A 26,431-nucleotide genomic window follows, 5' to 3' on the forward strand; every position below is an offset into this window, starting at 1 on the left:
AAGTATCGATCTTTACTGTGGTTCTATAGAGTATTAGTAACAGTGCGTTAATACCTTTGAGTCGCTTCACGGTTCTTTCTCCTTGTGGTGTATGCCTCCTGAAATTCAAGCCCAAACTCCTGATCGTGCGAATGGTCAAGTGGTGCCGATCGCAGCGCTAAACCGAGACCTTTCGTGGCAGGTTGCGCCGAGTCTACTGGTTAGCTTTAAATATGCTTGGGCTGGTGTGAGCTATGCGTTTCAAACGCAACGCAACTTTCGAGTGCATGTTTTCGTTGGCACGTTTGCGATCGGGTTAGGTCTTTTTCTGCACCTTAGTGCAGTGGAGATGTCCGTCGTTGGATTAACGATCGGTGCTGTTCTAGCGATGGAACTGCTGAATACAGCTCTGGAGTCAGTCGTTGACCTGACAGTGAAACAGTCTTACCATGAGCTTGCTAAGATTGCTAAAGACTGTGCGGCGGCAGCGGTGCTCGTTTCATCCCTTGCAGCGGTTTGTGTTGCCAGTTCGCTCCTGCTACCGAAACTATGGCTTTTAGTGAAGCATCTGCTTTAGTACCAGCACCGCTACAGACAGCGCTTCTGCGACAGTGAACCACATTTTTGTTTGCAGTAAGTAGGGGGTTGGAATCAAATGTAGGATGGGTAAAGCCGTTCCGTCATACAAGAGCGACAGCGTAACCCATGCGAGCGTTGGGTTTCGTGCCTCAACCCAACCTACACAGGTTTTACATTTAATTAGACCTACCTACTTATGCTCTACTAGGAGTGAGCGACTCTCGTTTTTAGACCCAATATTCTTTCTGATGATTCTTGTAATCGACAACTACGACAGCTTTACCTATAACCTTGTGCAGTATTTGGGAGAGCTAGGGGCTGAGTTTCCAGTAGCAGCAGATGTGCAGGTTTATCGCAACGACCAGATTTCGTTAGCGCACATTCGTCAGCTTCAACCAGCGGCGATCGTCATTTCACCGGGTCCTGGTCGCCCAGAGGATGCAGGCATTTCGCAGTCGATTATTGAGGCGTTGGGTTCAACCGTGCCGATTTTGGGCGTTTGCCTGGGACATCAAAGTATCGGGCAAGTGTTTGGTGGCAAAATCGTGGCTGCGCCGATGCTGATGCATGGCAAAACGTCCCCAGTTCACCATACGGGTACGGGCGTTTTTCAAGGATTAGAAAATCCACTGACCGCAACCCGGTATCATAGTTTGGTGATTGATCGGCAGGCGTGTCCTGAAGTGTTAGAAATTACTGCCTGGGTGGACGACGGTACGATCATGGGTGTGCGCCATCGGCACTATCCCCATGTTCAAGGCGTTCAGTTTCATCCCGAAAGTGTTCTTACTGCCTCAGGTAAGCAGCTACTAAGGAACTTTTTAGCGTCGATCGTCAGTCAGGGTTAGTTACAGTCGAGAGTTAAAAGTTTTGAGTTAATTTTTGGTCGTTGGTGTTTAGAAAGCAGATGCCAACTGCCTGTTGATTCAATACTCAACACTCGACACTCGTTTGTGATGGTTTTGGTGAGAGGAGCTTATGAGACGGCGGCAGTTAATGCGCTATGCAGGGGCAGGCTTACTGTCTACAGTGGGTTTGGGAGTAACGTCTAGTTGGCAGGGCTACAGCGCTCAGACGGGGGGTAGTCTTTCCGTGAAGTGGCTGGGGCATTCGTGCTTTCTCTTCACAGGCGATGGGCGGCGGATTCTCGTCAACCCGTTTCGATCGTTGGGTTGCACTGCTAGTTACCGTCCGCCGAAGGTAGCGGCTGAAATTGTGCTGATTAGCAGCCAACTTCTGGATGAAGGAGCAGTGGACGTTGTGCCAGGCAATCCTCGGCTGCTGTACGAACCAGGGGTGTATCAGTTCAATAAAAAGCGTATTCAAGGCATTCGGACGGAGCACGATCGCCTCGGTGGAAAGCGCTTTGGCACGAACGTGGCGTGGCAGTGGAAACAGGGTGGACTGAACCTGCTGCATTTGGGTGGCATTGCTGCGCCCATTTCCCTGGAGCAGAAAATTCTCATGGGTCGCCCGGACGTGCTGTTTGTCCCGATCGGAGGTGGACCCAATGTGTACACACCAGCAGAGGCTAAGCAGGCAATTCAGGTGTTGAACCCAAAGCTAATCGTGCCAACCCATTACCGCACGAAGGCAACCAAGGACTGTGACAGCGTTGGTGTGGATCAATTTCTTTCCCTAATGAGCGGCACTCCTGTACGTCGAGGTGGGGACACGGTGAGTTTGCGCTCATCTGACGTGCCCAAAGAGGGAATGGCGATTCAGGTCTTTAACTATCAGTTTTAAGCCCAGCGGTAAGCCGTCCATCGTTAAACAGGCAGCTTTTCTAAGTCCATCGTTAAACAGACGGCTTTTCTAGCGCGCTCGCTTAAGATGTCTTTAATAAAGACTACTGAGAGTGCGGTGGAAAACTAGTGATGCAAACGAAAACTCTTTCTGACGTGGAGTTGGCGGCGCGGTTTCACGACCTCCAAATGCAGTTGCGCGATCGCTGGCACACCGTCGAACGCTTTGACAGCAGCGATGCCGATATCGTGGTGATTCCATCGCTCAGCCTTGATCAGAGGGAATTGCTCAAGATTGAGGGGGTGCATCACTACGAAGAACGCCTGTTGTTCTCGCTGATTCGGCTGCGGAATCCTCGTACGCGGCTGGTTTATATCACCTCCCAGCCGCTACATCCCAGCGTCATCGATTACTATCTGCAACTGTTACCAGGCATTCCATTTTCTCATGCCCGCGATCGCCTGTTGTTGCTATCAACCTACGATTCGTCACTCGATCCCTTGAGCCAGAAAATCCTGGATCGTCCCCGCTTAATCGAGCGCATTCGGCAAGCGGTACAGCACGATCGCGCTTACATGATCTGCTACAACTCCACTAAGGCGGAACGAGATTTGTCGGTTCAGCTCGATATTCCCCTCTATGCGCTCGATCCAGCGTTACTGCAATGGGGTACTAAGAGCGGCAGTCGCAAGATTTTTGCCGAAGCTGAAGTACCCTACCCCGACGGCAGCAATAGCCTCTGGAATGCTGACGAACTGGCAGTAGCAGCAGCGGCACTCTGGGAGCGTCAGCCAACGCTCAAGCGGATGGTCGTGAAGCTGAATGAGGGCTTTTCAGGCGAAGGAAACGCCATTCTGGATTTGCGTCCACTGCAAGCGGTAGAACCAGGTGCAGCAGACTTTGAAGCGCGAGTGAAGGCTCTACACGAACAGTTTAGCTCCCTCAAGTTTGAAGCAAAAGCAGAAACGTGGGACAACTTCAGCAACCGCATTGCCGAGTTGGGCGCGATCGTTGAAGCGTTTCTAGAAGGTGAGGAGAAGCGATCGCCCAGCGTCCAGGGCAGAATCACGCCGACTGGTGAAGTGGAAATCCTTTCTACACACGATCAAATTCTTGGTGGACCCAGCGGACAGATTTATCTGGGCTGTAGTTTTCCCGCCGATGAAGCCTACCGATTGCGCTTGCAGGATCTGGGTCTGCGGATCGGGAAGAATCTTGCTGCCAAAGGGGCAATGGAACGCTTTGGTGTCGATTTTGTGGCGGTGCATCAACCCGATGAACCAGGAAAACCAGAATGGGATATTCAGGCGATCGAAATCAACCTTCGCAAAGGTGGCACTACCCATCCCTTCATGACGCTGAAGTTTCTGACTAATGGGCGTTATGACCTTTCGAGTGGTTTGTTCTATAGCCAGCAGGGGAGACCGAAGTACTACGTCGCTACAGACAACCTGCAAAAAGAGCGCTATCGCGGGCTGCTGCCCAACGACTTAATGGATATTATCGCCCAGCACCAGCTTCACTTTGATACCAGCACTGAAACCGGCACTGTTTTTCACCTGATGGGTTGCCTTTCAGAGTTTGGCAAGGTGGGTGTAACGAGCATTGGCAATTCGCCCCAGCAGGCAGAGGAAATGTACCATCGCCTCACCCGTGCGCTAGACGAGGAGACAGGATGGGCGAGCGAGGAGGCGCGATCGGCATTCGTAGGGTTGCCGATGGGATGGTAAGGGGAGAAGGCTAAAGGATCAAGGTTAAAGGCTAAAAGTGTGATCAGTAGTTAGTCGTCAGGGGCATAAAGGGGGTAGGGGAACTTGAACTAACTCAAGCCTCAAACCCAAACCTTTTTATCCTTTATCCCTCAGCCTTTATCCCGCCTCGCCCGGAGCCAGAGTGATCAAATCCTCAATGTTGCGGAGCATCGTATCGCAAATGGTGTCCAGGGGCAAATCATTAGGGTCACGTCCAAACGGATTTTCGATTTCGATGCCAATTTCTTCAATGCCGAAGAGGGTAAAGCTGATGAGAATCACGACTGGACCAGTCCACCAACCAACGCTTTCTACCATTTGAAAGGGCAGAGACAGGCAGTAGAGCAGCAACAGTTGCTTGAGGTGAATAGCATACGCGATCGGCATCGGTGTTTTGAGAATGCGTTCGCAGGCTCCCAGCATATCGACAAGGGTATCAAGCAACTTGTGCATAGCGCTGAGCTGGTAGGCGTTCAGGTGGTCTTGCTCGTACTCCTGCTGCAAGTAGTCCCCAATCCAGAACGCAATTTCCAGGGGTGGATGATGCATCTTTTTGAGCGTGTCGTATTTTGCAGGCGGCAAGAGTACATTTAGCTCATCGTTGATGGCTTCCTGCCGCAAATGCAGCTTGGTGGCAACGCAAAAGGCAACTAGCATTCGTAGCACCACGATTTTTTCGTGACGGGCTTCTGGGGTTGCAACGGCGATCGCCAGCCAAATTTGGCGCGACAGGTTACGCACCGTATTGATCAATGTGCCCCAACACTTCCGTCCTTCCCAAAAGCGCTCATACGCCGTATTTGTCCGGAAGACGAGCAGCAGTCCCAGCACAATGTTAGGAATCAGACTGGCTAACGTTGGCATCGCTACGGGTAGCCTAAGGTAAAACAGTACCGAAATGACGACTCCAAACAGACCACAAAGTACCGTTCGCCCTAAAATCGATGGAATGACTGACCCTTTGATTTGAAAGGCAGTTTGAAACCATTGCTTGCGTTCGCTAGCCATAGGGTTTGTTAAAAAAAAGTTTGTGGTTTGAGAGAGCGGTCAGCCGTCAGCTTTTAGCGGTCAGCGGTCAGCGGTCAGAAGTTGAAAGCTTCAACGAAGGCTCCAGTGCTGAGAGGATGGACTTCTTAAAGCTGAAAGCTGAAAGCTGAAAGCTATTTACACACCTTCCTCACAGCAATTACCGGGGTCTGCTGCATCCACACGATAGAATAAACTCAACATAACGTATCAGTAAAAGTACGTCGCGCCAGCAGCTTACGGGAGATCAGAGACGCATGGGCAAGGTAGTCGGCATTGACCTGGGAACCACCAACTCAGTGGTCGCTGTAATGGAAGGCGGCAAGCCAGTCGTGATCGCCAATGCCGAAGGGATGCGAACAACGCCATCAGTCGTTGGCTTTAGCAAAGATGGCGAACGCCTGGTGGGTCAACTTGCACGACGACAGGCAATTTCTGACCCACAGAATACGTTCTACGCCGTGAAGCGCTACATCGGGCGCAAGTATGCAGAACTTAGCCCAGAATCTAAGCGCGTGCCCTACACCGTTCGTAAAGACGATATGGGCAACATCAAGCTCAAGTGCCCTCGTCTGCAAAAAGAATTTGCTCCTGAAGAAATTGCTGCGATGGTGCTGCAAAAGCTGGTGGATGAGGCAAGCCGCTACCTTGGGCAACCTGTTACGGATGCGGTTATTACAGTCCCTGCTTACTTTAATGATTCTCAACGACAGGCAACGCGCGATGCCGGACGTATTGCAGGGCTAGAAGTGAAGCGCATCTTAAACGAACCGACTGCTGCATCTCTGGCGTATGGACTCGATCGCCGCGAGAGCCAAACCATTCTCGTGTTTGACTTGGGCGGCGGCACCTTTGACGTGTCCATTCTGGATGTGGGCGACGGTGTGTTTGAAGTTAAAGCGACCAGCGGCGATACGCAACTCGGTGGCAATGACTTCGACAAAAAGATTGTGGATTGGCTGGCAGAGCAGTTTTTAGAAACCGAAGGGGTGGATTTGCGGCGCGATCGTCAGGCACTGCAACGCCTTAGCGAAGCGGCTGAAAAAGCTAAAATCGAGCTGTCGGGTGTGACTGTCACCGATATCAACCTGCCCTTTATCACGGCGACAGAAGACGGTCCAAAACACCTGGAGACGCGCCTGACCCGATCGCAATTTGAAGGCTTGTGCAGTGATTTGATCGGTCGGGTGCGGAACCCTGTCAAGCAGGCAATTCGTGATGCCAACCTGAGTCCGAGTCAAATCGATGAAGTAGTGCTGGTCGGTGGTTCTACCCGCATTCCAGTGATCCAGCAACTTGTACGGAGTCTCATCGATCGCGAAGCAAACCAGAACGTGAACCCCGATGAAGTGGTTGCGGTGGGCGCTGCCATTCAAGCAGGCATTCTGGCTGGCGAGGTGAAAGACATCTTGCTGCTGGATGTTACGCCCCTCTCGCTAGGGTTAGAAACCGTTGGTGGCGTGATGAAAAAGCTGATTCCTCGCAACACCACTATTCCTGTTCGCCGCTCCGATATTTTCTCTACCGGGGAAGATAATCAAACGCTAGTGGAAGTTCACGTCCTGCAAGGCGAACGAGATATGGCAGCAGGTAACAAGTCGATCGGGCGTTTTAAGCTTGTGGGCATTCCGCCTGCACCACGCGGTCTCCCTCAAATTCAGGTCTCCTTCGACATTGATGCCAACGGCATTTTGCAGGTTGCCGCGATGGAACGCACCACTGGACGCGAACAAAGCATCACCGTCCAGGATGCCTCAACGCTTAGCGAAGACGAAGTGAAGCGCATGATGCGTGAGGCGCAGGAATATGCGGATGTCGATCGCCAGAAAAAGGAAAAAGTCGAGAAGCGCAACCAGGCAGAATCTCAAATTCTTCAGGCAGAGCGCCAACTGCGAGAAGCAACCCTGGATTTTGGGATGCAGTTTGTCAGCAGCTATCGGTCTAAAATCGAACGCACCATTCAATTGCTACGCGAGGCTTTGACCCAGAACGACGATCGCGGTATCGATCGTGCCAAAGCCGATCTGGATGATGCTCTGTACGATCTGCGCCGCGAAGTTTACCAGCGCAACAAAGAAGACGAAGAGAACGACAGCATCTTTGGAGCCATCAAAAGCTTCTTTACCGATGACGATGACGACTACTACGAGGACGATCGGCGCGACTACGATAATTTTGGTGGTGCGTCTCGCCGTCCTAACTCCCCCCGTACTCCTTATAGCGGTGGGGCTACGGAACGACCCGACTCCTGGAATCGTGATCGTCCCTACTATTCGGACGATCGACGCGACACTGGCGATCGGTACAGCGCCAGCAGGTACGCTGGACGAGACTCAAGTGCCAGCAATTCATCCTGGGATGACGATCGTCTTGATACTCGTCGCCCTGACGATCGGACGAGAGAACGACCCATCGATCGCCCAAATGATCGCTTTGATGAACGCCCTACTGAACGTTCTCGCTACGACGACGAGCGCGGTTATGATAGTGAGCGCAGCCGCGACGCTGGCAGACCTCGCAATGAGCCGCGTGCCCCCTACCCCGAAGGCAGTACCCCTCGCAGTGAGCCGCGTCCTCCCGCTGACTCCCGCCCTACCGATCGCAGCGATCGTCGCCCCTCTCGTCCACCTAAAAATGCCCGCCCCAACCTTTATCAAGATAACTGGGATGAAGAAGATGAGTGGCTTTGAGCAGTTTTTGGTCATTAGTTGTTAGTTTTTAGCATTTATTTCTAACAGCTAAGCATCAATAAAACTCAGTTTTAGCTGTTAATTCTTAGCAATTTACTAACAACTAACAACTAACAACTAACAACTATTCACGGACTTACATGCAAGACTTTCGGAACTATTACGACATTCTAGGAGTTGCCAGAGACTCGACTGTTGACGAGATCAAGAAGGCATTTCGGCGACTGGCGCGGCAATTTCACCCCGATCTAAACCCTGGAAACAAGCAGGCAGAAGAGAAATTTAAAGACATCAATGAAGCGTATGAAGTGCTTTCTGATCCCACTAAACGCGCTCAGTATGACCAGTTCGGTAAGTTCTGGCAGCAGCGAGGCTTTAAGGGTGGGCAACCGCCAAAGTCACGCGGCTGGGATGGGCGCAGCGATCGCACGGGCGACGATGTTGATTTTGGTGAATTTGCCGACTTCAACAGCTTTGTCGATCAACTCTTGAATCGTCGTGCAAACAAAGATACCAGTTCATCTCGCACCAGCACCCGCGATTACTACCAGCCTGGTACAACGAAAACAACCTATACCGTACCGCGTGCTACTCGTCGCGATGCCGAAGCACGCCTAGATGTGCCACTGGAGAAAGCTTATACAGGTGGGCAGGAGAGGGTTAAGCTAGAAGATGGGCGATCGCTCGAAGTCAAGATGCCAGCCGGAATGGTAACAGGACAGCGCCTCCGATTGACGGGACAGGGTATTGCAGGCGGCGACCTTTACCTCAAAATTGACGTTGTGCCTCATCCGTTCTTCAGGTTGGAAGGCTCTGATATTCAATGTTTATTACCCGTTACGCCCAGCGAAGCCGTTTTAGGTGGTCAGCTTGAAGTCCCCACTCTGGATGGCTTAGTCAAAATGACCATTCCGGCGGGTGTGCGAACCGGGCAACGCCTGCGACTCGCTGCCAAAGGCTATCCCACCACTAACGGTAGGCGTGGTGACCAAATTGTGGAAATTCAAATTATGGTGCCGCGTGACCCAAGCCAACAGGAACGCGACCTATACGAAAAACTTCGTCAACTCGAAACGTTTAATCCCCGCGCTGATCTCCCTGTGTAACAGGTTGTTTACAGCAAGGTTTGATACTTTATGCCATCAGAAATTCCTGCCACTGTAAATCGAAACGCTAACATTCTTACTATCCTGTCGCTGAGCTCGCCGTTTGTTATTGGCAATTTTATTCGAGCAATTTATCAGGGTAATGAGTGTGGCTATACAGATTTCGTTTTAGACTTCTCTAACATCGAAGGTGTTTATCCAAACGTTTGTGCACCATTCGCAGGACTAATTGAGTATTACAAAGAAAACCGGAGGTTTTCATTCACATACAATAACGTTCCTGATTTTCTCTCACGTACAAAAACGCTTGCGCCTTCTGTTGTTGAATCTGATGATACCCACCGCAGATTTCCACTTAATGTGGTCTGGAAATTCTCTAGTGCAGAAGAAGTTAATTCTCTTGTCGATGCGTATCTTGATGCTGTGTCGCGTTCTGCTGTTTGTCAAGGAGGGGTAATTCAGGGAATCGAATGGTGTTTGAACGAAATCATGGATAACGTCTTGCAGCACGCAGCCACAACACACGGATATGTCATGGGGCAAATTCACAGTACATCGCAGCATATGGCAGTTTGCATCTACGATCACGGACAAGGTATTCTCAACTCACTCCGCACTTCAATGCATGCGCCGACTAATGCAGTAGATGCAATCACTATTTCACTTAAGGAAGGAATTACCCGCGATAAAAATATTGGACAAGGTAACGGTATGTGGGGGTTAAACAATATTGTCCGTTCAAATTCAGGGTTGCTCAATATTACTTCAGGTTCAGGTTTCGTCGGCATACGAGTTCATGAAACGAAAACATCAACTACTGTTCCATACCTTAGCTCCGAAAACAATTGTACTACTGTTGATTTCCAAATTGACTTTGATAAAGGAATTTCAATTGCCAATGCTTTAGGTGGCTATGAACCAGTAAACTTTCGTATTGAAAATCTTGAAGACGAAAGAAATAACGTAGTTTATAAACTCACTGAAAAAAGCTCAGGAACTGGCACACGGCAGTCTGGTGTCGCAATACGAAACGAAATCATCAACATATCTAATCAGACAACTTCTGTGATTGTTTTAGATTTCAATGGTGTTTCATTAATATCTTCTTCATTTGCAGATGAATTAATCGGCAAACTCGTAGTTGAATATGGGTTTATTGGATTTACACAACGTTTTCGGCTGTCCGGTATGAACGAGACTATACAAGCAATTACTAATCGCTCCGTTTTTCAACGTCTAAGTGTTAGCTAAAAGATTCTCAAAGCTATGCAGTGTAGCAATCGCGTTACATCTGAATGACTTAATATGGTTAGCCAAGATGCCAAATTCATCTGTGTCCGGTGAGTGCATAGACGTTCGGAAGTAGATTGTTCAGACCACTGCAATGCACTCAATTTCGACCAGAACATCTTTGGGTAGGCGAGCCACTTCAACGCATGCGCGGGCAGGCGCGATCGCGGCATCAAAATGTTTTGCATAAACGGCATTCATCGCTGCAAAATCATTCATGTCTTTCAGGAACACGGTAGTTTTTGCGACATCAGTCAAGGTTGCTCCACCTGCGTCTAAAATCGCCTTCAGGTTAGCGAACACTTGCTCAGTCTGCGCTGCCACATCTGCACCCACAATTTCGCCCGTTGTCGGGCTTAGTGGAATTTGCCCTGCTACAAAGATGAAGCGACCACTGGCAACGATCGCTTGGTTGTAAGGACCTACAGGAGCAGGGGCACGATCGGTACGAATAATTTCACGAGGCATAGGAAAGAAGGATAAAGGATGAATGCTGAAGGATAAAAAGTTGAAGGCAAGCTGATTTTAGCCTTTATCTCTTAGCCTTTATCCCTTAGCCTTTCCTACACCACTCCCGGTCGAATGCCGTAGTGCCGATAGCACCAATAGTCCCGCAGAATGCGATCGTGATCAAAACACAGGTTCGTTGGTAGCCGCCACGGCTCAAACACGTCCAGATGCTTGGCATCATCGCCTGCCTTTGGTTCTCCTTGCGCGATCGCCAGAAATACAATGCTTAGAGTATGCTGACGCGGGTCGCGGTTGGGATCAGAATACACATTAAACTGTTCAATGAGTTCAACCCGCAAGCCAACTTCTTCCTTGGCTTCTCGTCGGGCAGCCGTTTCTACAGCTTCTCCATAATCGACAAAACCGCCGGGGAGTGCCCAACCATACGGTGGATTCAGCCGTTCAATGAGCACGATCGGTCGATGTGGGCGATCGGTCAGTTCAATGATGAGGTCAACAGTCGGAGTTGGGTTACGGTACGCCACAGTCAGGTCTTTCATCCGATAGGTTTTAACCTTGGAACACCATGATAGAGTCAAACCAACGCCGATTGCACTCCCACTTTACCCTAACGTAATGACTGGTTCTTCCGACTCACACGCTTCTGCGGCACCCTTCAGAGCAAGTGGTATTTTATTGCATCCAACGTCCTTTCCCAGTCGCTTTGGCATCGGCGATTTAGGCTATCAGGCTCGTGAATTTGTCGATTTTCTGGCTGAAACAGGACAGCAGCTTTGGCAAGTGCTGCCGTTGGGACCGACTGGCTTTGGCAACTCGCCGTACATGTGTTACTCAGCGCTGGCGGGCAACCCGTTGCTAATTAGCCCAGAACGCTTGCGAGACAATGGGTTGCTCAACGAAGCTGATTTCAACGGATTACCAGATTTTGCCAGCGATCGCGTCCAGTTTGATCAGGTTGCCCCAGTCAAAATGGGACTGCTAGAGAAGGCGTGCGAAAACTTTAAAAACTGTGCCAGCGATGAGCAAAAGCAGCAGTTTGAGGCGTTTTGTGAGAACAAAGCCTATTGGTTAGAGGACTACGCGCTCTTTATGGCGTTGAAGCAAACGTTGAGTGGTACAAGCTGGCATACCTGGGAACCCGCGATCGCATGGCGCAAACCCGATGCACTCGAAGAATGTCGCCACCGTCTAACGGCTGAAATCTTTTACCAGAAGTACCTGCAATATGAGTTTTTCCATCAGTGGTCTGACCTTAAGCACTACGCCAACGCCAAGGGAATTCAAATTATTGGTGACATTCCCATCTACGTCGCCCATGACAGTGCTGACGTGTGGGCAAATCCCGAAAACTTCTGCCTGGATGTCGAAACAGGTGAGCCTGCGTTAATGGCAGGTGTGCCGCCCGACTACTTCAGCGCGACCGGGCAACTGTGGGGCAATCCTGTTTACGATTGGGAGCATTTACAAAACTCTGATTTCCGCTGGTGGGTCGGACGGTTTCGCGCCATGTTGGACTATGTGGATTTGATACGCATCGATCATTTCCGAGGCTTTGAAGCATTCTGGGCAGTCAAACAAGGCGAAGAGACTGCTCTACATGGGGAGTGGCTAAAAGCCCCGGGCAAGGAGTTCTTTGAAGTGTTACGTGAAAAATTGGGCAGGCTGCCGATTCTAGCTGAAGATTTGGGTGTCATCACGCCCGAAGTGGAAGCACTGCGCGATGAGTTTGAGTTTCCAGGTATGAAGGTGCTGCATTTTGCCTTTGGCTCTGACGCTACCAATTCATTCTTACCGTTCAACTACCCTCATCGCTGCGTTGTCTATACAGGCACTCATGACAACGACACCACGATTGGCTGGTTCAATCAGCTCTCTGATTACGAGAAGGGCAATGTTTGGAACTATCTGGGCAGTGTGAGTCCTGATGGCATTCAATGGGATCTCATTCGACTAGCGCTCAGTTCAGTTGCGAATCTTGCCATCATCCCGCTTCAGGATGTTCTCGGTTTAGGTACAGAAGCACGGATGAATTTTCCTGGTACGAATGAAGGCAACTGGCAGTGGCGTTATCATGGTGGTGCGCTCAACGGAGAAACGAGCGATCGCCTCAAAACCCTTACTAAACTTTTTGGTCGCGCTCCAATCACCTGAAGCAGAGTGTCATTGATTCACTGAAGTTGGCTTAACAACCAGGCTCCTGCTTGCGTTTGATCGGCTTCCTGACTGTGGCGCAAGGTGTCTTCTAAAAGCGCGATCGCCAGTCCTGGTAACACCTGGGAGACATCAATGCGCTTGCTGCCGCGATCGGCAACACTGTAGGCAAGAATTTGAGCTTTCTGCACATCGACAACCCAGTATTCTGCAACCTGCAAATCTTCGTACAGTAACCGCTTTGCGCCCTGATCAGTCAGTAGTGAACTATCGGCAACTTCAATTGCTAAGTCTGGAGCGGGATAGCGATCTAGATCGATAATTGACGTACCGCGTGGGATCAGGCGTGCGCGATCGCCGACATAGTACGAAATATCTGGCTGACACTCCCGACTCTCAATTTTGCGGTAGGTGCAGTTATCTCTTGCAGTAAGCGGGATACCTCGTAGCGTTGCAAAAAGAGTAATTGCGAAAATTAGCATTGCGTGATCGCAAGAATGGTCAGAGCCAACAGGTAGCATCTCAACCCTCATTTGACCGTTGTAGTAATACCCTTTCGCTTTTTCATACGCAGGGTCTTCGATCTGCTTGATGTACTCGTCCCAAGACGCAACGACCCAGGTATCAGTCGGTAGTTGAGTGGTCAGGTTACTCATCGGTGTGCCCTTCGAGTCATAGCTATGAGCTGCTTTTGGTCATCTTAACTGATTCAGCTAACGACCAACCCAGACGTGTTGGCTGTTCGTAGATCCGCTTGAGCGTATTCAAGTCTCTTGCAGAAATGGGTGGTGGCTGACGTACCTGAGCAAAGTACATGACATCGGATTGCGATCGACTGTGCCCCCAAATGCCGATCGCGTGACCCAACTCATGTCGGGCGGCTGCCTGTAGATACTGCGGTGCTTGGTCAGGACGAAGCTGAATCGTGCAGCGATGAGCCAGCATCGGCTTCGATCCAGCATCTTTAGATAAGCTCTTGGCGTAGACTTTGTAGCTTGTTAATGCCGATCGCGCCCGCCCAATCTGTAGAGTTGGTCGCGGGTTGCGTTGTATTTGCCCAGAGACATCGTCCTGATTCGGTGCTGGGGATGCTTCAACCTGTAACGGAGGGGGCGATCGCAAAACTGTAATATCTGCTCCATCAGCTTGATCAACCAGGGTTAGCGGTAAGTAGCGCTTCCACTCTTGTACTGCTTGTGATACAGCCGCAATCCAAACGCGCGATCGCTGAGCCGTAAAGGGACGCGCAAGCTCTGTTGCAGTTGGTGGCTGAATGTAAACCGTTACCGGGAACCGTGTCCAGACCAAATAGCCTACGGGCACCACTTCAATTTGATCAAAATAATCGCCCGCGTTGGGGCTATGCCATTGCGCCAGCGTTGACGGCAGCGGGTGAGGCTGTAGCGGGAAATCGGGTGCAGGGTTCTGGGCGATCGTCTGCGCGGGCTGATCGGCAAAGGCTGCTTGTGCGCTGAGTGGAAAATTACCCAGCAGGTGGGCAGCGAGTGCTAGAACGATTCCAAGGACAGCTAGAAGTGGGAATGTTTGCACCACTTTGGCGGGCGATCGTCCCCAACTAACCCATCGCCTAAACTTCATAAGCCGCCTACAAAGTTTCCCTGAGCCTTAGCCGACATTGGACTCTACCTGGGCAACCAGTTGGCGCTGAGAACAACCGTGAGACCCATAAAAATCACGGTGAGTGCCCATGTGACTCGGTTCAGCGTGGTTTCAGCGCTCTTCGTGCTGGTAAAAAGCTGCGCCTGACCGCCCAATCCGCCTAACCCATCTCCTTTGGGGCTATGCAGCAGCACCAGAATAATCAGACCCAGAGCAGAAAGCGCCCAGATCGCTTCCAGAACATAGTTAAGCGTCATCGTGAAACCCTTCGTAACAGAGTGGAAAGATTGAGGACTGTCGATTCTAAATAAGGGACTTCAGACTCAAGCCCAACCTCTATCTTACAGCCCGAAGCCTCTTCACTGTAAACTTCTTAAGCAATAGTCGCTTAAAATCGACAGCATCCAGTCTAACCGCTTTAGTCCAGCTACGCCTAACGCGACACTTGCACCGGAGTCCGGTTAGGCTTTACGTCAAATTCAGCGGGCTGAATCATTGAACGACCCGTCATTTCAGGTGGTTGAGGCAGCTTCAGAATTTCTAGAATGGTGGGAGCAATGTCGGAGAGGCGACCATCCTCTCGCAGCGGCACCTCAGTACCATGCACCGGAATCTTACGTCCTTCGCCTTCCACCAGAAGGAACGGCACAGGATTAGTGGTATGCGCCGTCCAGGGGTTGCCTTGCCCATCGCACATCAGCTCGGCATTGCCGTGATCAGCGGTAACGATCGTTGTACCACCCGCACTAATAATGCTTTCTAGTAAGCGACCGAGGCAGCGATCGACCGTCTCAAGAGCATTCACCGTCGGCTCAATCTTACCGGTATGCCCCACCATATCGGGATTGGCATAGTTGATCACAATCAAAGAGTAGATGCGCTTTTTGACAGCGGCGATCGCCACATCTGTGACCTTTTCGGCAGACATTCCAGGGGCACTGTCATAGGTGGCGACCATGGGACTGGGCACTAGCTCACGATCTTCGCCCTGCAAAGGGTCTTCAATGCCACCGTTGAAAAAGTAGGTGACGTGGGCGTATTTCTCAGTTTCGGCAGTGCGGAATTGACGCAGCCCACTGTTGGCAATCACTTCACCCAGAATGTTCGTCAGATCCTGTGGCTCAAAGGCAACAGAGACTGGTAAATGCGAGACGTACTGCGTAAAAGTGACGAAGGACAAGGGCTGAATCTGCTTGCGTTCAAAGCCATCAAAGGCAGGATCGACGAGTGCCTGAGTAAGTTGCCGTGCGCGATCGGGGCGGAAGTTGAAGAAAATCACGCCATCTCCGGGCTGTATGGCACCAGGCGCAATCCGCGTTGGCAGTACAAATTCATCGGTTTTGTCGGCTGCATAAGCGGCTTGTAGTACCTCCAGAGCCGATTGACCGTCGCCTTCACCATCGATCGTCATGACATCGTAAGCAAGCTGCACCCGATCCCAACGGTGGTCACGATCCATGCTGTAGTAGCGACCGCTCAGTGTGACAATGCGTCCAATACCGCGATCGGCAATGTAGTTCTGAATCTTTTCGACCGAAACCTTGCCTGCGGTCGGTTGTGTATCCCGACCATCGGTCGTGACATGAATGCAGACGTCGCTCAACTGTTGCGCCTTCGCCATGTCGAGCAAGCCGAACAGATGCGTCAGGTGCGAGTGCACACCGCCATCCGAGCAAAGACCGACTAGATGCAGCTTAGTGCCGTTGCGCTTCACTTCTTGGCAGACTTTTACTAACGCTGGGTTGCTGAGTAAGGTGCCATCTTCCACCGCATCAGAAATTCGCACCAGCTCTTGAGGCACGACTCGTCCAGCACCAATATTGAGGTGACCAACTTCCGAGTTGCCCATCTGTCCCTCTGGCAACCCAACATCCTTCCCCGAGGTGCGAATCAAGGTGTGAGGGTAAGCAGCCCAAAGGCTATCTACGACAGGAGTATGCGCTGCTGTAACGGCGTTACATTCAGTCTCTTCTCGGTATCCCCAGCCGTCTAAAATCACCAGTACTACTGGAGAAACGGGCGCTTGCGCCATAGAAACTCGCCCTTCCATGAATGAGTTCTCCGAAATAATAGCATTGCCGTCTTTATCCTTAAAGCTGTAATGAGTCCGGATTGCCAATCTTTTTACACTCTTGACGTATTGATGAAGCATTTTATGCTTCTAGCAGCGTTTTGCAGATTGGTAGCACTAATAAGGTGACTCCTCTAAGGTGACTCCTCTCTTCTAACTCCTCACCCCTCACTGCCCGGTTTCAGCCCGCCAGTCTCGCTCGATCGCACTCGCAGCGTTGGATTCAGCCACTCATTCAGCCCTTCACCTAGCAGCGATAAGCCTACGACCATGATCGTCATCGCCAGCCCAGGAAACAGCGTTGTCCACCAGATGCCCCCTGTAGAGAGACCATCCAGTGCCTGTCGCAGGTCGTAGCCCCATTCGGCGGTTTCTTCTGGCAAGCCTAAGCCTAGAAAACCCAAACCGCCCAATGTCAAAATGGCATCAGCAGCATTTAAGGTGAACAGTACTGGTACGCTCTGCACCACGTTGAGAAACAGGTAGCGGCTGAGGATTGCCCAGGTAGAGGCACCCATCGCCTGTGCGGCTTCAATAAATAGCTCTGTTTTGACGCTGACCGTGTGGTTTCGCACAACCCGGTAGTATTGCGGTACGTAAGCGATGCTCAGCGCGATCGCCGCATTCAGCACCCCACGACCGACCACAAACGCCAGCGTTACCGATAGCAACAGCCCCGGCAATGTATAGATTGTATCCATCAAAAACAGCAAGAGACGATCGAGTCTGCCGCCCAGATACCCACTTACCATGCCCAACGGCACCCCGATGACCAGACTCAATGTAGTCGCTAAAAGAACCACCTGCAACGCTGCCTGACTACCAAACACGGTGCGAGAAAGCACGTCATAGCCTAAACGGGTGGTGCCAAACCAATGTCCTAATGACGGTGGTTCTTGAATCGGGTTCGCTAAAAATTCAGTGGGGTCTTGAAGCCAGCCAACGCTTTGCAACACTGGAGCCAGCACCACTAAACCAATAAAAAACACTGTGATGACAAACCCCACCTGGGTCATCCGCGTTGAGAGTGAGGGGCGATCGGTAAAGCGAAAAAGCTGTGGCAAAGAGAGGGACATAAGTAAGAAAGGATAAGGGCTAAAGGATAAAGGATAAATAAATCGGTAGTATGACTAACTTTTAGCCTTCATACTTTAGCCTTTAGCCTTCACTCCTTTCACTCAAATGCTGTTGGGCGATCGCGCAATTTGCATCAAAGGAGAGTGCCAGTTCAAACATAGCGATCGCCTGCTGTGGTTGTCTTAGGAGTTCGTAGGCTCGACCAAGACCGCAGGCGGGATCAACGGTGAGAGCGCTTTTGGGGCAGGGATCAGTTTGATAGTAGCTCCCTTCTTGTCCTAAACGGAGGGCAGTTTCAAAGTACGCGATCGCGCCGAGTGGAAAGCCGAGCATCAACAAAACTTCACCTGCAAGGCAATGTAATGGCGCATGGTTGGGGCACCACTCCAGTCCACGTTGGCAAAGTAGGCGAGTGGTTTCCAGGTCTTCTGCGTCGAGCGATCGCCAACCCAGTTCGCAGATCAACGTGGGTACCCAGAAGAAAGGGTCGGGAGGCTCACCGCTAAGAAGGTGCGGCAGAAGGCGATCGAAGGCTTCGGTGTAGCACTCGTGAGCATGATCTGGTTGCCCAATGCGGTTGTAATTTCGTGCGAGACAATCTAGCAGCCACAGGTTTAACTCCTGCTCCTCTCGCATTTTTTCTAGCAGCGGAATGTCTCGATCGATCGTCTTCTGCAAAACAGCCTGTGCGTCGCTGTTACCATAATGCAGAATCTTGAGTCCGCTCAGGGCATCAACCACTAAAGGTTTGCCAGCCTCGTGCCGCAACTGCTCATGATAGCGACCGACGTAGCGCAAGTTGGGATCATTGCGGAAGAGCCGAACGTGCAAGCCACCGCTGAGATCATCTTCTAGCAGGTTGATTTCTGTACGGCTTAGAGCGTAGCCCATTAGCTCGGATGGCGAGGCACTTAACTGCTGGCGTAATGCATTAGTTTCAACAACCAACGTTTCGTCGGCATCAAGAATCAAGATCCAGTCGCCTGTAACCTTGCCGAGAGAGAAATTTCGGGCGGCAGCGAAATCATTACACCAATCGAAGTGATACAGCGTTGCGCCGTAGCGTTGCGCGATCGCCACAGTATCGTCCTGAGAACCTGTATCCACCACAATGAGTTCGTCAACGTGGGCTTTGGCACTGGCGAGACAGCGTGCCAGATGCTCACTCTCATTTCTGACAATCATGCACAGGGACAGAAACGGTTTCGATCGAGTCATTGATGTCATAGGATGCCAAACGCCTATAAAGCAATAGAAATCATCGAACGTACTCCAAGTTTATAGTCTGGGATCAGCAAGAATGCTGGCAAACCCTGGCTCACCCGAATCACAAAAAATGATCTACTCCTACGCTGCTGATTTTAGTTAAAGTGGATAAACCATGTCTAAAGATAGAGGACATTTTCTTCATTCAACTCATGAGCTTTTTTAACGTTAGTGAACCGTTGATTCGTAGAAAGCAAGAGGCATTGGATGTTCAAGACCTACAAGGGCTACTGAGGCTTCGTTGGCGAGTGGGTCGGGTTAATCTCTTGTCTTTGCTCTACACTCGTATCGATCAGGTCTTTGTCGTCTGGGGTTGGATTACGGGACTCATTTTCATTACGGCTCAGTTTTTGCCGCTGAGCTGGCAGCTACAAGCAGTTTTGTGGACTACACTAACGCTGGCTGGCACGGTCATGATGGCAACTCTAGCCTGGTTTTGGGTTCGGGTTGAGCAGCTTTGTTGGTTAGTTTATCTGTGGGCAGCACTCATGCTGGTTGGATTGGGTTTGACGAATTGCGGCATTTTTCTCAGTTGGGGGCAGGTGTTAATGCAGCTCTGTCCGATGTGGTTAGGGCTAAGCGCGATCGGTTATTTCTGTACTGCTTGGGGTGTGCGATCGCGAACCTTCATGCTGGCGGGTATTATGCATTTATTGGGAGTAGCTGTGCTGCCTTACAGCGCTCAGTGGTCATTTGCTACAACGGGTGTTGTCATTGCTGGCACATTGTTGTTTCTAGCCGAGGTGCAGTGGGACATGCGTCCACCTTCTGCAACAGCACTCTTGACGGTTGAGCAGCAACAATTCAACCTCGAACAATACCAGCGGAGACTAGCCAACTAGGGCGCGTATCAAACGCAGTCAATTTGTACCGTTTCATCTCTCCGACAGAACCTCCCTCAAAAGAATTGCTTTCTGATTCGTAGCTTCCTCCAATCGGGTGAGCCAGACTTAGACCCTATGAGTGAGACAATTCAAAATCTCAATCGATATATTGAACCCATACATGGTAAAGACGGTTCACTGTATGAGTGTTGTGCCGCTGTGGCTCAGAACTTTGCCCCCAAGGAGAGCGATCGCAAGGGCGAAGGCAGTGCAAAAGTCAAGCGATATTAGCGGTTGTGGAGTTTTTGTCGCGTCCTCCACTTTGCTCCTACCAACGGGAGGTGAAACCCTCCATCAGAGCGGTCAGAGGTAGGAAACGCTGTGCCAATGGGCTAAATTTGAATTGGGTCTTGGGGTTTATGTGATCCCAAGACTTAACTTCTGTCGCTTTCACCTACAGGTTCGTAAGGCTACTCATTGGTTTAGCACTCATTGGTTTAGCAAGTTCGCCGAGCGGCTTGTTGTGTCTCAACAGTATTGCAATATTGCTTCCTTATTAGTATCGCTGGTGCTGATGGCATCGATCGCCATGTCATTTACGTTTTATTCTGCAAAAACGTTAGCCGAGCCGCGATCAGCGCCAACCATTGAAACCGAGGTGCTACGAATGACACCTGAAGCAGCGCGATCGCTCATTGAGCGAGCAGCAGATAGCTGGATCAAAGGCGATGCCAAAGCATTTGCGGCACTGTTTACGTCTGACGGTGAATTTGTGGTGCCCGGTCAGAAACTGGTAGGTGTTTCAGCGATCGAGAAGATAGCGGCAGATTTTGCCAAGAGCCACGCCCAAGTGAACATCAAGATTCAGCGCATCATCATCGATCGCCAACAAGCTGTGGTCGAATGGCAATGGGAAGACGTTGAAAACAGCACGGGGAAGCATAGTCGGGCTGACGATGCGATCGTCGTTGATTTTGCGGACGGTCGCATCAAGCGCTGGCGGGAATACATCGACAGCGAAACGCCCCGAATGGGCTAGGGGCAAGGCTTTATCATCGCTCACGATCGCCAGGTGTTTCCAACTACAGTCGCTGTAGTAGGCTCAAACCGTGAGTATCCGTGCCGCAGGTATTAAGCAGACCAAAGTTAGCGCTCAAATGCTGTACGCGTTTCGTTTGTTCAGGACTGGTTTGCCAGGGATTAGGGTTGTTGTAAGCGTAGTAGGTTTCAACGCCATCAATACCAAAACGTGCTGACTGAGGGATTAACTCTTCGGGCGATCGCTTGTAACGCACTGGGTGAGCCAGTATGGCTAAGCCGCCAGCTTGATGGATGGCACTAATCACTTGCTCAGCGTCTGCCTCTCCTCCTTGCGGTGCCTGACGTTGAAGGTAACGCTGCATCGAAGGGCTTTCGGGATCAAACGCATAACCGAGAATGTGGACTTCCGTACCCAGCAGTCGTGACGTAACTTCAACACCAACCCAAAGGTGCGGCAGTGGACGGTCTTGCTCTGAGTGCTGTTCATCCAGCCAACGCTGCGCGATACGGTAGCCATTAACGGAGTGATGGTCTGTGATAGCAAACCCTTGAAGACCGATCGCGATCGCCTGCTGCATCAGCATCTCTGGCTGCAACTGCCCGTCAGAATTAACGGTGTGCATGTGAAAGTTAAACGATGTTGGGCAACTGTTAGCGTGAATCTGCTCAAACACCCGTCTCAGTGCAACAACATCACGTGCGGCAGGGACTAACGGATTGAACGCTGGAGCCAGTTCGACAGCCATAAGTGCCTCAGAAAATAGATGGGCTTGTCTTGTCTACTATACATATTTTAACCTTTGTTCATCACGAGTCGTTTTGGCTACCGCATTTTCCACACATAGCAGCTCGAAACAACCGTCAAAGAACCTAGGCGATTTCCAGAAGAGATTCTACCCTTCGACTTCGCTCAGGGTGCAAGCTGGCTGAGCGAAGTCGAAGCTAGTGGTTAGTTTCTCTGTCGGAAATCCCATGCCATTTCACGAAACTCTGGCTACACAGGCAAGCTTCGGCTAGCGGTCAGCGGTCAGCAGCGAAAACGAATCTGTAGGGCGATTTTATAGAATTGGGATTAATTCTGATGCCAAGTCATGCTTAACCACCGTTTGGTGTCGCGTAATTCCAGAATGGTGTAGACAAGTAGTTTCACCAAAGACGAAAGAGACACCAGATCAAAGGTATCTCTCTCATCTAAGTTTTGAAGTTCCAGGCGTTGGTTGTGCCAGCAACGATCGGTGACGACGACAAAGCTAACCGCTGACTGCTCCGCGCTAGCGTTCACAGGTTAAACGGAAGTCTTTGCGGTCTGTTTCGGTTTCATTTGCTCCACACTGTTGCGGTTCAGCCCGCCCAAAAACATCGGCACAAACTTTTCCATAAACGCCTTGGGGTCGCGCTTCCAGGCTCGTTGGACAACATCAATGCGAGTGAGCTGAAGATCGGGTGACAGCAGCGTTTGGGGCAGGCGTTCCATCAAGTATTGAGGACGTTCCCAAACCGACATCGTGTTAGCAATATCAAGCAAGTTGGTAACGCGACGCAGCTCAGCTCCGAGCGTAATATCCATCCCAGACTCAAAGGCGGCTTGCTCGATCGCCGAGTACCGTTGCTTGGCAGTCTCTACCTTGCGACGGTGCTCTGGACTTTTATCCGCTAGTTTTGCCAACCAGCGATTGCCCCAGCGTACATGTCCCGCTTCTTCTGGGAAAATACGCTCGATCGTCTCACGGATTTTAATGTTTTCGTCGGTTTGAGGCGCTTGCTTCAACGCATAGATATGAGCCGAAAAATACTCGCAGCCACGCTTTTCGGTGACATTGATAGCTGCCAGCGTCGAAATTAGGAACCCATCCAGATCGTTTTCTGCATCGTGGAGTTCGGCATCAAGCAGGCGCTCAAACTCTTGGATATAAGAAGAGCCGGGCGGTGTGCCAACGCTGGAACCCAGGTCAACCAACAAATCGGTCAGCCACATAGCATGGCGTGCTTCATCGGAAATATGGCGCGACAGATCCCGAATCAACTCTGGCGACTTGCCATCGAGCTGCTCAATCAAATTTGTGAGATCTTTACAACTGCGCTGTTCGCTGTAACGGTAACGATTGAGGGTAATGAGGTGAATCTCACGATCGCGCACGACCTGATTGAGAATCTCGCGTGCGCCTAGAGTTTTACTGAGCTTGCGGGGATAAGCGACGGTCATGGTTTAATCTCGTTTTGTTAACTAGGGTCGATCGTAGCTGAGCTGTTTTGCGTCGTCCGTTTGGGTTGCCACAAGGGGAGTCGGGGCGATCGGCTTACGGGCAATAAGATATTTGCTCATAAAATGAACCTCCACTGAGACATCTGCAAACCCAGCCTGTTCCAGACGATCGACTAAATTGTCTGTGGTGTAATGACGGTAGTAAGGCTCGTGGAACGTCTCTACGAACCCCTCCATTACAGGAGCAAAGTCGGGTGCATCCATTACCTGGATGGAGTCACAAATCACAAAAGTTCCTCCTGGTTTCAGCACTCGAAAGCATTGCTCAATCACTTGCTGGCGCGCTTGAGGCGGTAGTTCGTGAAACAAAAACACGCTCGTTACCGCATGGAAGTAATTGTCTAGAAACGGCAAGGCTTCAGCATTTGCCTGCACCAACTGTGGTAGTTCACCCGGCTTTTGCGATAAAGACTGATTTGCCTTCCGCAGATACGCCTCTGACAGGTCAATGCCATGCAAAGACGCTTTGGGCAACATGGCGCGAATCTGCTTTAGAGTACGTCCTGTGCCACAGGCAACATCTAGCACTCGGATTTGTTTTGGCGCAATGTCAGCAAACTTAGCCAGTCCCTGTTTCAGGGGAGCAAGTATACGGCGACGCATGGCATCAGCTGCACCGTTAAAGAGAATATCCACTTGCAAATCATAGAGATTGGCTGAAGTATCGCTTAGATAGCCGTCTGTCTGGTGGTGAAAGTTCTGCAAGTAATAGCTTGGGTAGCCACTTGTTTCAACCTGGGCAGAAAATTCTTGATGGCGCTTCTGATTGACACGTCCCCAAATTAGGGGGAGATCAAACCAGACCTGTGGATAGTGGCGAAAGAAATCGTACCAATCATTTTCAAAAAGTAAAGACGCTGGATAAATGCCTTGTTCTGCATCGCGCCAGTCGGTTTCAATGATTTGGCTGAGCTGCTGCTGAATCTTGAGCAGTAAGTCAACCTGTATCGGTTTGGTTGCACGCTGTGACGACTCAACGAACAGATTCGTTAACTGAGTGCTGACAGTTTTGTGTGCCAGACCGAAATAGCTTTTACCTTGCTGAAACGTCTGGTAAGCCAGTTTGGTGAGTGTGTCGGACATGGGAGGCGTGAAATCACGATCGACTGTAAACGATTGTAACGAATTCAGTCAACGAATGCCGCAGCTTGGTCAATAAACCTGAGTTTGAATGGCACACGATCGCATTTTACCGCTGTCGATGACAAAAAACGGCGATCGCCTTCTCCTGTTTTCACTGCCTAAGGTTAGGCATAGGAGACACGATCGCCGCAAGCTATGTAAGGTAGATGTGTCGTTGCTGACAGGTGCCCTGTTAGCAGTCGTAGTACAGCGCGAACTCATAAGGATGAGGACGAATGCTGACTGGAATCACTTCGCGATCGAGTTTGTAGCTGATCCAGTTTTCAATGAAGTCTTCAGTAAAAACCCCGCCAACCGTCAAGAACTCATGATCGGTTTCCAGATTCTTCAACGCGTCCATTAGAGAGCCGGGAGTCGAAGGCACCTTCGCCAACTCTTCAGGGGTGAGTTCATAGATATCTACATCCAATGAAGCACCGGGATCGATCTCATTTTTGATGCCGTCAATGCCCGCACAGAGCATCGCTGAAAACGCCAAGTAAGGGTTACAAGACGCATCGGGACAGCGAAATTCCAACCGTTTCGCTTTAGGATTGCCACCAGTGAGAGGAATCCGAATGGAAGCAGAACGGTTGCCTTGCGAATATGCCAGGTTTACAGGCGCTTCAAAACCGGGCACCAGGCGCTTGTAGGAGTTAGTTGTGGGATTAGTGAACGCCAGCAGTGCGGGCGCATGCTTCAGCAGACCACCGATGTAGTGCATCGCGGTCTTGCTCAGTTGGGCATACTCTTCGCCAAAGAACGTGGGTTGACCGCCTTTCCAAATGGACTGATGGCAATGCATCCCGGTACCATTGTCGCCAAAGATGGGCTTGGGCATGAAAGTAGCAGATTTGCCGTGCTTCTTCGCGACGTTCTTGATGCAGTATTTGTAGGTCAACAGATAGTCGGCTGCCTGCACCAGGGATGCGAACCGAAAGCCCAATTCGCACTGTCCGCCCGTTGCAACTTCGTGGTGATGCTTCTCAATGGGCACACCGCAATGCTTCATTGCCAGCAGCATTTCAGTACGAATATCTTGCAGCGTATCGGTGGGTGCAACAGGGAAGTAGCCTTCTTTATTGCGCGGCTTATAGCCTAAGTTGCCGCCCTTGCCCGTGCTTTGATCAAACTCTTCACGACCAGAGTTCCATACGCCTTCGTCGCTATCGACGTAGTAGTAGCCAGAATTCTGGGTCTGGTCGTAGCGTACGTCATCAAACAAGAAAAACTCGGCTTCGGGTCCAAAGAACGCATTGTCGCCAATGCCTGTTGATTGCAGGTAGTCGATCGCTTTTTGGGCGATCGATCGCGGGTCGCGGCTATATGGCTCACCAGTGCGTGGCTCTTTGATGCTGCAAATCATGCTCAGGGTTGGCTCTGCCATGAAGGGGTCAATCCAGGCAGTGTCTGGATCGGGCACCATTGCCATGTCTGAGTCGTTAATGGCTTTCCAACCCCGGATGCTGGAGCCATCAAAGGCAACGCCATCGCTAAAGCTGCTTTCATCAATCATGTCGTGGAACAGCGTCAAGTGTTGCCACGTTCCTGGGGTGTCAATAAACTTCAGATCAATCATCTGAATCTTGTCACGCTTAATCCATTCCAGGATTTCCTGCGGGGTTGCCATGTATTACTCCTTATTGCGGTACTGTCTCAAAGTGGGAGAAGAGAAAGGGCGATCGCGACGGTTTTGACTGACTGGTGAATGATTTGAATGAGAGGCACTCAAGCTATCGATTCGCGCACGATCGACTCACAAGCTGAAGTGTTAAAGACAAAACATAAGCCTTGTACGAAACATAAACTTGCTTGTACGATACATAAACTTGTCATCTGCTCAGCTTTAGTCATAACCGACCGACTCAACCAACTCCTTCAAAACCCGAAGCTCAATAAGAGCGATTTGAGAGAAAAGCTCTTCAGCAATCGCACTCTGAGCTTGAGTCTTGGTTGTATCTGAACCATCCTAGAGACAGGCTTAGGCGGTTTTTGTATCAACCGTTACAAACATAGGCTGTCTCTCTGGTCTTAAGCTTAGATTAAGATTGCTCAACATCTTTAGATAAGGCGAAAGTGGTTGTCTGAGCCAGCTTCAAAAGCTTGTAACAGTTCATGTTTACAATCGCACTGCAACACGCTTCCGTTTCAGGCACGTGATAAACTTGACCATGCGTCTAGACTTGAAGAGCCGTCCGCTCTGGACTTAAGACTGCTGCATGGGTCGTGGATCACTGCACTGTTTTTGCGATCGCGGTCATTGCGAAGCGAAACATGCTTTGAGTTGCCTTGCGCCTGTGTTGGTCTGACTTTGGTGTTGGTTGAATCCCCTCGTCGAACGGATCAGAAATAGCCAAA

At 50.6% G+C, this 26,431-nt stretch carries 26 protein-coding genes; 12 read left to right on the top strand and 14 right to left on the bottom strand.

Features of this window, described 5'->3' with window-relative positions; translation table 11 throughout:
* Positions 1-91: 91 nt before the first annotated feature.
* The 4 genes from AC5JO6_RS29435 to AC5JO6_RS29450 all read left to right on the top strand — a co-directional run bounded on the left by AC5JO6_RS29435 (position 92) and on the right by AC5JO6_RS29450 (position 4,034).
* Complete coding sequence (locus AC5JO6_RS29435) at positions 92-556, top strand: diacylglycerol kinase family protein (RefSeq protein WP_496084602.1); 465 nt, start codon at positions 92-94, stop codon at positions 554-556.
* Between the two features lie 250 nt (positions 557-806).
* Positions 807-1,406 (top strand): anthranilate synthase component II, encoded by a 600-nt coding sequence (locus tag AC5JO6_RS29440; protein WP_496084603.1) that lies wholly within the window; start codon positions 807-809, stop codon positions 1,404-1,406.
* 130 nt (positions 1,407-1,536) lie between these two features.
* Complete coding sequence (locus AC5JO6_RS29445; protein WP_496084604.1) at positions 1,537-2,304, top strand: MBL fold metallo-hydrolase; 768 nt, start codon at positions 1,537-1,539, stop codon at positions 2,302-2,304.
* 131 nt (positions 2,305-2,435) lie between these two features.
* Positions 2,436-4,034 carry a peptide ligase PGM1-related protein gene (locus AC5JO6_RS29450; protein ID WP_496084605.1) on the top strand — a complete coding sequence of 533 codons (1,599 nt, stop codon included), beginning with the start codon at positions 2,436-2,438 and terminating at the stop codon, positions 4,032-4,034.
* A gap of 138 nt (positions 4,035-4,172) precedes the next feature.
* On the opposite strand, the gene AC5JO6_RS29455 is transcribed toward AC5JO6_RS29450, so the two are convergent.
* Entirely contained in the window at positions 4,173-5,063 is an 891-nt protein-coding gene (locus tag AC5JO6_RS29455; protein ID WP_496084606.1) for a bestrophin family protein, read from the bottom strand.
* Positions 5,064-5,068: 5 nt separating this feature from the next.
* Between AC5JO6_RS29455 and AC5JO6_RS29460 the strand changes: the two genes are divergently transcribed.
* The 4 genes from AC5JO6_RS29460 (at position 5,069) to AC5JO6_RS29475 (ending at position 10,128) form a co-directional block, all read left to right on the top strand.
* On the top strand, positions 5,069-5,212 hold the full coding sequence (locus AC5JO6_RS29460) for a hypothetical protein (RefSeq protein WP_496084607.1): 144 nt from the start codon (positions 5,069-5,071) through the stop codon (positions 5,210-5,212).
* Between the two features lie 126 nt (positions 5,213-5,338).
* A complete protein-coding gene (dnaK, locus tag AC5JO6_RS29465) occupies positions 5,339-7,771 on the top strand; it encodes a molecular chaperone DnaK (protein WP_496084608.1) in 2,433 nt (810 codons plus the stop codon).
* A gap of 140 nt (positions 7,772-7,911) precedes the next feature.
* A complete protein-coding gene (locus AC5JO6_RS29470) occupies positions 7,912-8,877 on the top strand; it encodes a DnaJ C-terminal domain-containing protein (RefSeq protein WP_496084609.1) in 966 nt (321 codons plus the stop codon).
* A gap of 30 nt (positions 8,878-8,907) precedes the next feature.
* Positions 8,908-10,128: an STAS-like domain-containing protein gene (locus AC5JO6_RS29475; protein WP_496084610.1), complete on the top strand. Its 1,221-nt coding sequence runs from the start codon at positions 8,908-8,910 to the stop codon at positions 10,126-10,128.
* Between the two features lie 120 nt (positions 10,129-10,248).
* Here the strand turns inward: AC5JO6_RS29475 and AC5JO6_RS29480 are convergent, their stop codons facing one another.
* Both AC5JO6_RS29480 and AC5JO6_RS29485 read right to left on the bottom strand, forming a co-directional pair.
* Positions 10,249-10,635 (bottom strand): RidA family protein, encoded by a 387-nt coding sequence (locus AC5JO6_RS29480; protein WP_496084611.1) that lies wholly within the window; start codon positions 10,633-10,635, stop codon positions 10,249-10,251.
* A gap of 95 nt (positions 10,636-10,730) precedes the next feature.
* Entirely contained in the window at positions 10,731-11,162 is a 432-nt protein-coding gene (locus AC5JO6_RS29485) for an NUDIX domain-containing protein (protein WP_496084655.1), read from the bottom strand.
* A 91-nt stretch (positions 11,163-11,253) separates the two neighbouring features.
* Here AC5JO6_RS29485 and malQ point away from each other — a divergent pair, with 91 nt between their 5' ends.
* On the top strand, positions 11,254-12,789 hold the full coding sequence (gene malQ / locus AC5JO6_RS29490) for a 4-alpha-glucanotransferase (protein WP_496084612.1): 1,536 nt from the start codon (positions 11,254-11,256) through the stop codon (positions 12,787-12,789).
* Between the two features lie 17 nt (positions 12,790-12,806).
* On the opposite strand, the gene AC5JO6_RS29495 is transcribed toward malQ, so the two are convergent.
* The 6 genes from AC5JO6_RS29495 to AC5JO6_RS29520 all read right to left on the bottom strand — a co-directional run bounded on the left by AC5JO6_RS29495 (position 12,807) and on the right by AC5JO6_RS29520 (position 18,784).
* A complete protein-coding gene (locus AC5JO6_RS29495; protein WP_496084613.1) occupies positions 12,807-13,445 on the bottom strand; it encodes a Uma2 family endonuclease in 639 nt (212 codons plus the stop codon).
* A gap of 22 nt (positions 13,446-13,467) precedes the next feature.
* The gene (locus tag AC5JO6_RS29500) at positions 13,468-14,388 is read right to left on the bottom strand and encodes a peptidase (protein ID WP_496084614.1); all 921 of its coding nucleotides are present in this window, start codon (positions 14,386-14,388) and stop codon (positions 13,468-13,470) included.
* A 44-nt stretch (positions 14,389-14,432) separates the two neighbouring features.
* Positions 14,433-14,666: a preprotein translocase subunit SecG gene (gene secG / locus AC5JO6_RS29505; RefSeq protein ID WP_496084615.1), complete on the bottom strand. Its 234-nt coding sequence runs from the start codon at positions 14,664-14,666 to the stop codon at positions 14,433-14,435.
* 176 nt (positions 14,667-14,842) lie between these two features.
* Complete coding sequence (gpmI, locus tag AC5JO6_RS29510; RefSeq protein ID WP_496084656.1) at positions 14,843-16,441, bottom strand: 2,3-bisphosphoglycerate-independent phosphoglycerate mutase; 1,599 nt, start codon at positions 16,439-16,441, stop codon at positions 14,843-14,845.
* Positions 16,442-16,641: 200 nt separating this feature from the next.
* Complete coding sequence (locus tag AC5JO6_RS29515) at positions 16,642-17,496, bottom strand: ABC transporter permease (RefSeq protein WP_496084657.1); 855 nt, start codon at positions 17,494-17,496, stop codon at positions 16,642-16,644.
* 142 nt (positions 17,497-17,638) lie between these two features.
* Positions 17,639-18,784 (bottom strand): glycosyltransferase family 2 protein, encoded by a 1,146-nt coding sequence (locus AC5JO6_RS29520; protein ID WP_496084616.1) that lies wholly within the window; start codon positions 18,782-18,784, stop codon positions 17,639-17,641.
* Positions 18,785-18,975: 191 nt separating this feature from the next.
* Between AC5JO6_RS29520 and AC5JO6_RS29525 the strand changes: the two genes are divergently transcribed.
* The 3 genes from AC5JO6_RS29525 to AC5JO6_RS29535 all read left to right on the top strand — a co-directional run bounded on the left by AC5JO6_RS29525 (position 18,976) and on the right by AC5JO6_RS29535 (position 20,686).
* On the top strand, positions 18,976-19,665 hold the full coding sequence (locus AC5JO6_RS29525; protein ID WP_496084617.1) for a hypothetical protein: 690 nt from the start codon (positions 18,976-18,978) through the stop codon (positions 19,663-19,665).
* Positions 19,666-19,782: 117 nt separating this feature from the next.
* A complete protein-coding gene (locus AC5JO6_RS29530; protein ID WP_496084618.1) occupies positions 19,783-19,938 on the top strand; it encodes a hypothetical protein in 156 nt (51 codons plus the stop codon).
* Between the two features lie 232 nt (positions 19,939-20,170).
* Positions 20,171-20,686: a nuclear transport factor 2 family protein gene (locus AC5JO6_RS29535; protein WP_496084619.1), complete on the top strand. Its 516-nt coding sequence runs from the start codon at positions 20,171-20,173 to the stop codon at positions 20,684-20,686.
* Between the two features lie 43 nt (positions 20,687-20,729).
* Here AC5JO6_RS29535 and AC5JO6_RS29540 read toward each other — a convergent pair whose 3' ends face one another.
* From AC5JO6_RS29540 to glnA, 5 genes are all read right to left on the bottom strand, one after another.
* Positions 20,730-21,434 (bottom strand): PHP domain-containing protein, encoded by a 705-nt coding sequence (locus AC5JO6_RS29540; RefSeq protein WP_496084620.1) that lies wholly within the window; start codon positions 21,432-21,434, stop codon positions 20,730-20,732.
* Positions 21,435-21,760: 326 nt separating this feature from the next.
* Entirely contained in the window at positions 21,761-21,970 is a 210-nt protein-coding gene (locus tag AC5JO6_RS29545; RefSeq protein ID WP_496084621.1) for a hypothetical protein, read from the bottom strand.
* A 3-nt stretch (positions 21,971-21,973) separates the two neighbouring features.
* On the bottom strand, positions 21,974-22,891 hold the full coding sequence (locus tag AC5JO6_RS29550; protein ID WP_496084622.1) for a ferritin-like domain-containing protein: 918 nt from the start codon (positions 22,889-22,891) through the stop codon (positions 21,974-21,976).
* A 21-nt stretch (positions 22,892-22,912) separates the two neighbouring features.
* On the bottom strand, positions 22,913-24,034 hold the full coding sequence (locus AC5JO6_RS29555; protein ID WP_496084623.1) for a class I SAM-dependent methyltransferase: 1,122 nt from the start codon (positions 24,032-24,034) through the stop codon (positions 22,913-22,915).
* Between the two features lie 232 nt (positions 24,035-24,266).
* On the bottom strand, positions 24,267-25,703 hold the full coding sequence (gene glnA, locus AC5JO6_RS29560; RefSeq protein WP_496084624.1) for a type I glutamate--ammonia ligase: 1,437 nt from the start codon (positions 25,701-25,703) through the stop codon (positions 24,267-24,269).
* Positions 25,704-26,431: the final 728 nt, after the last annotated feature.

This window comes from Tildeniella sp. (genome assembly GCF_059505325.1).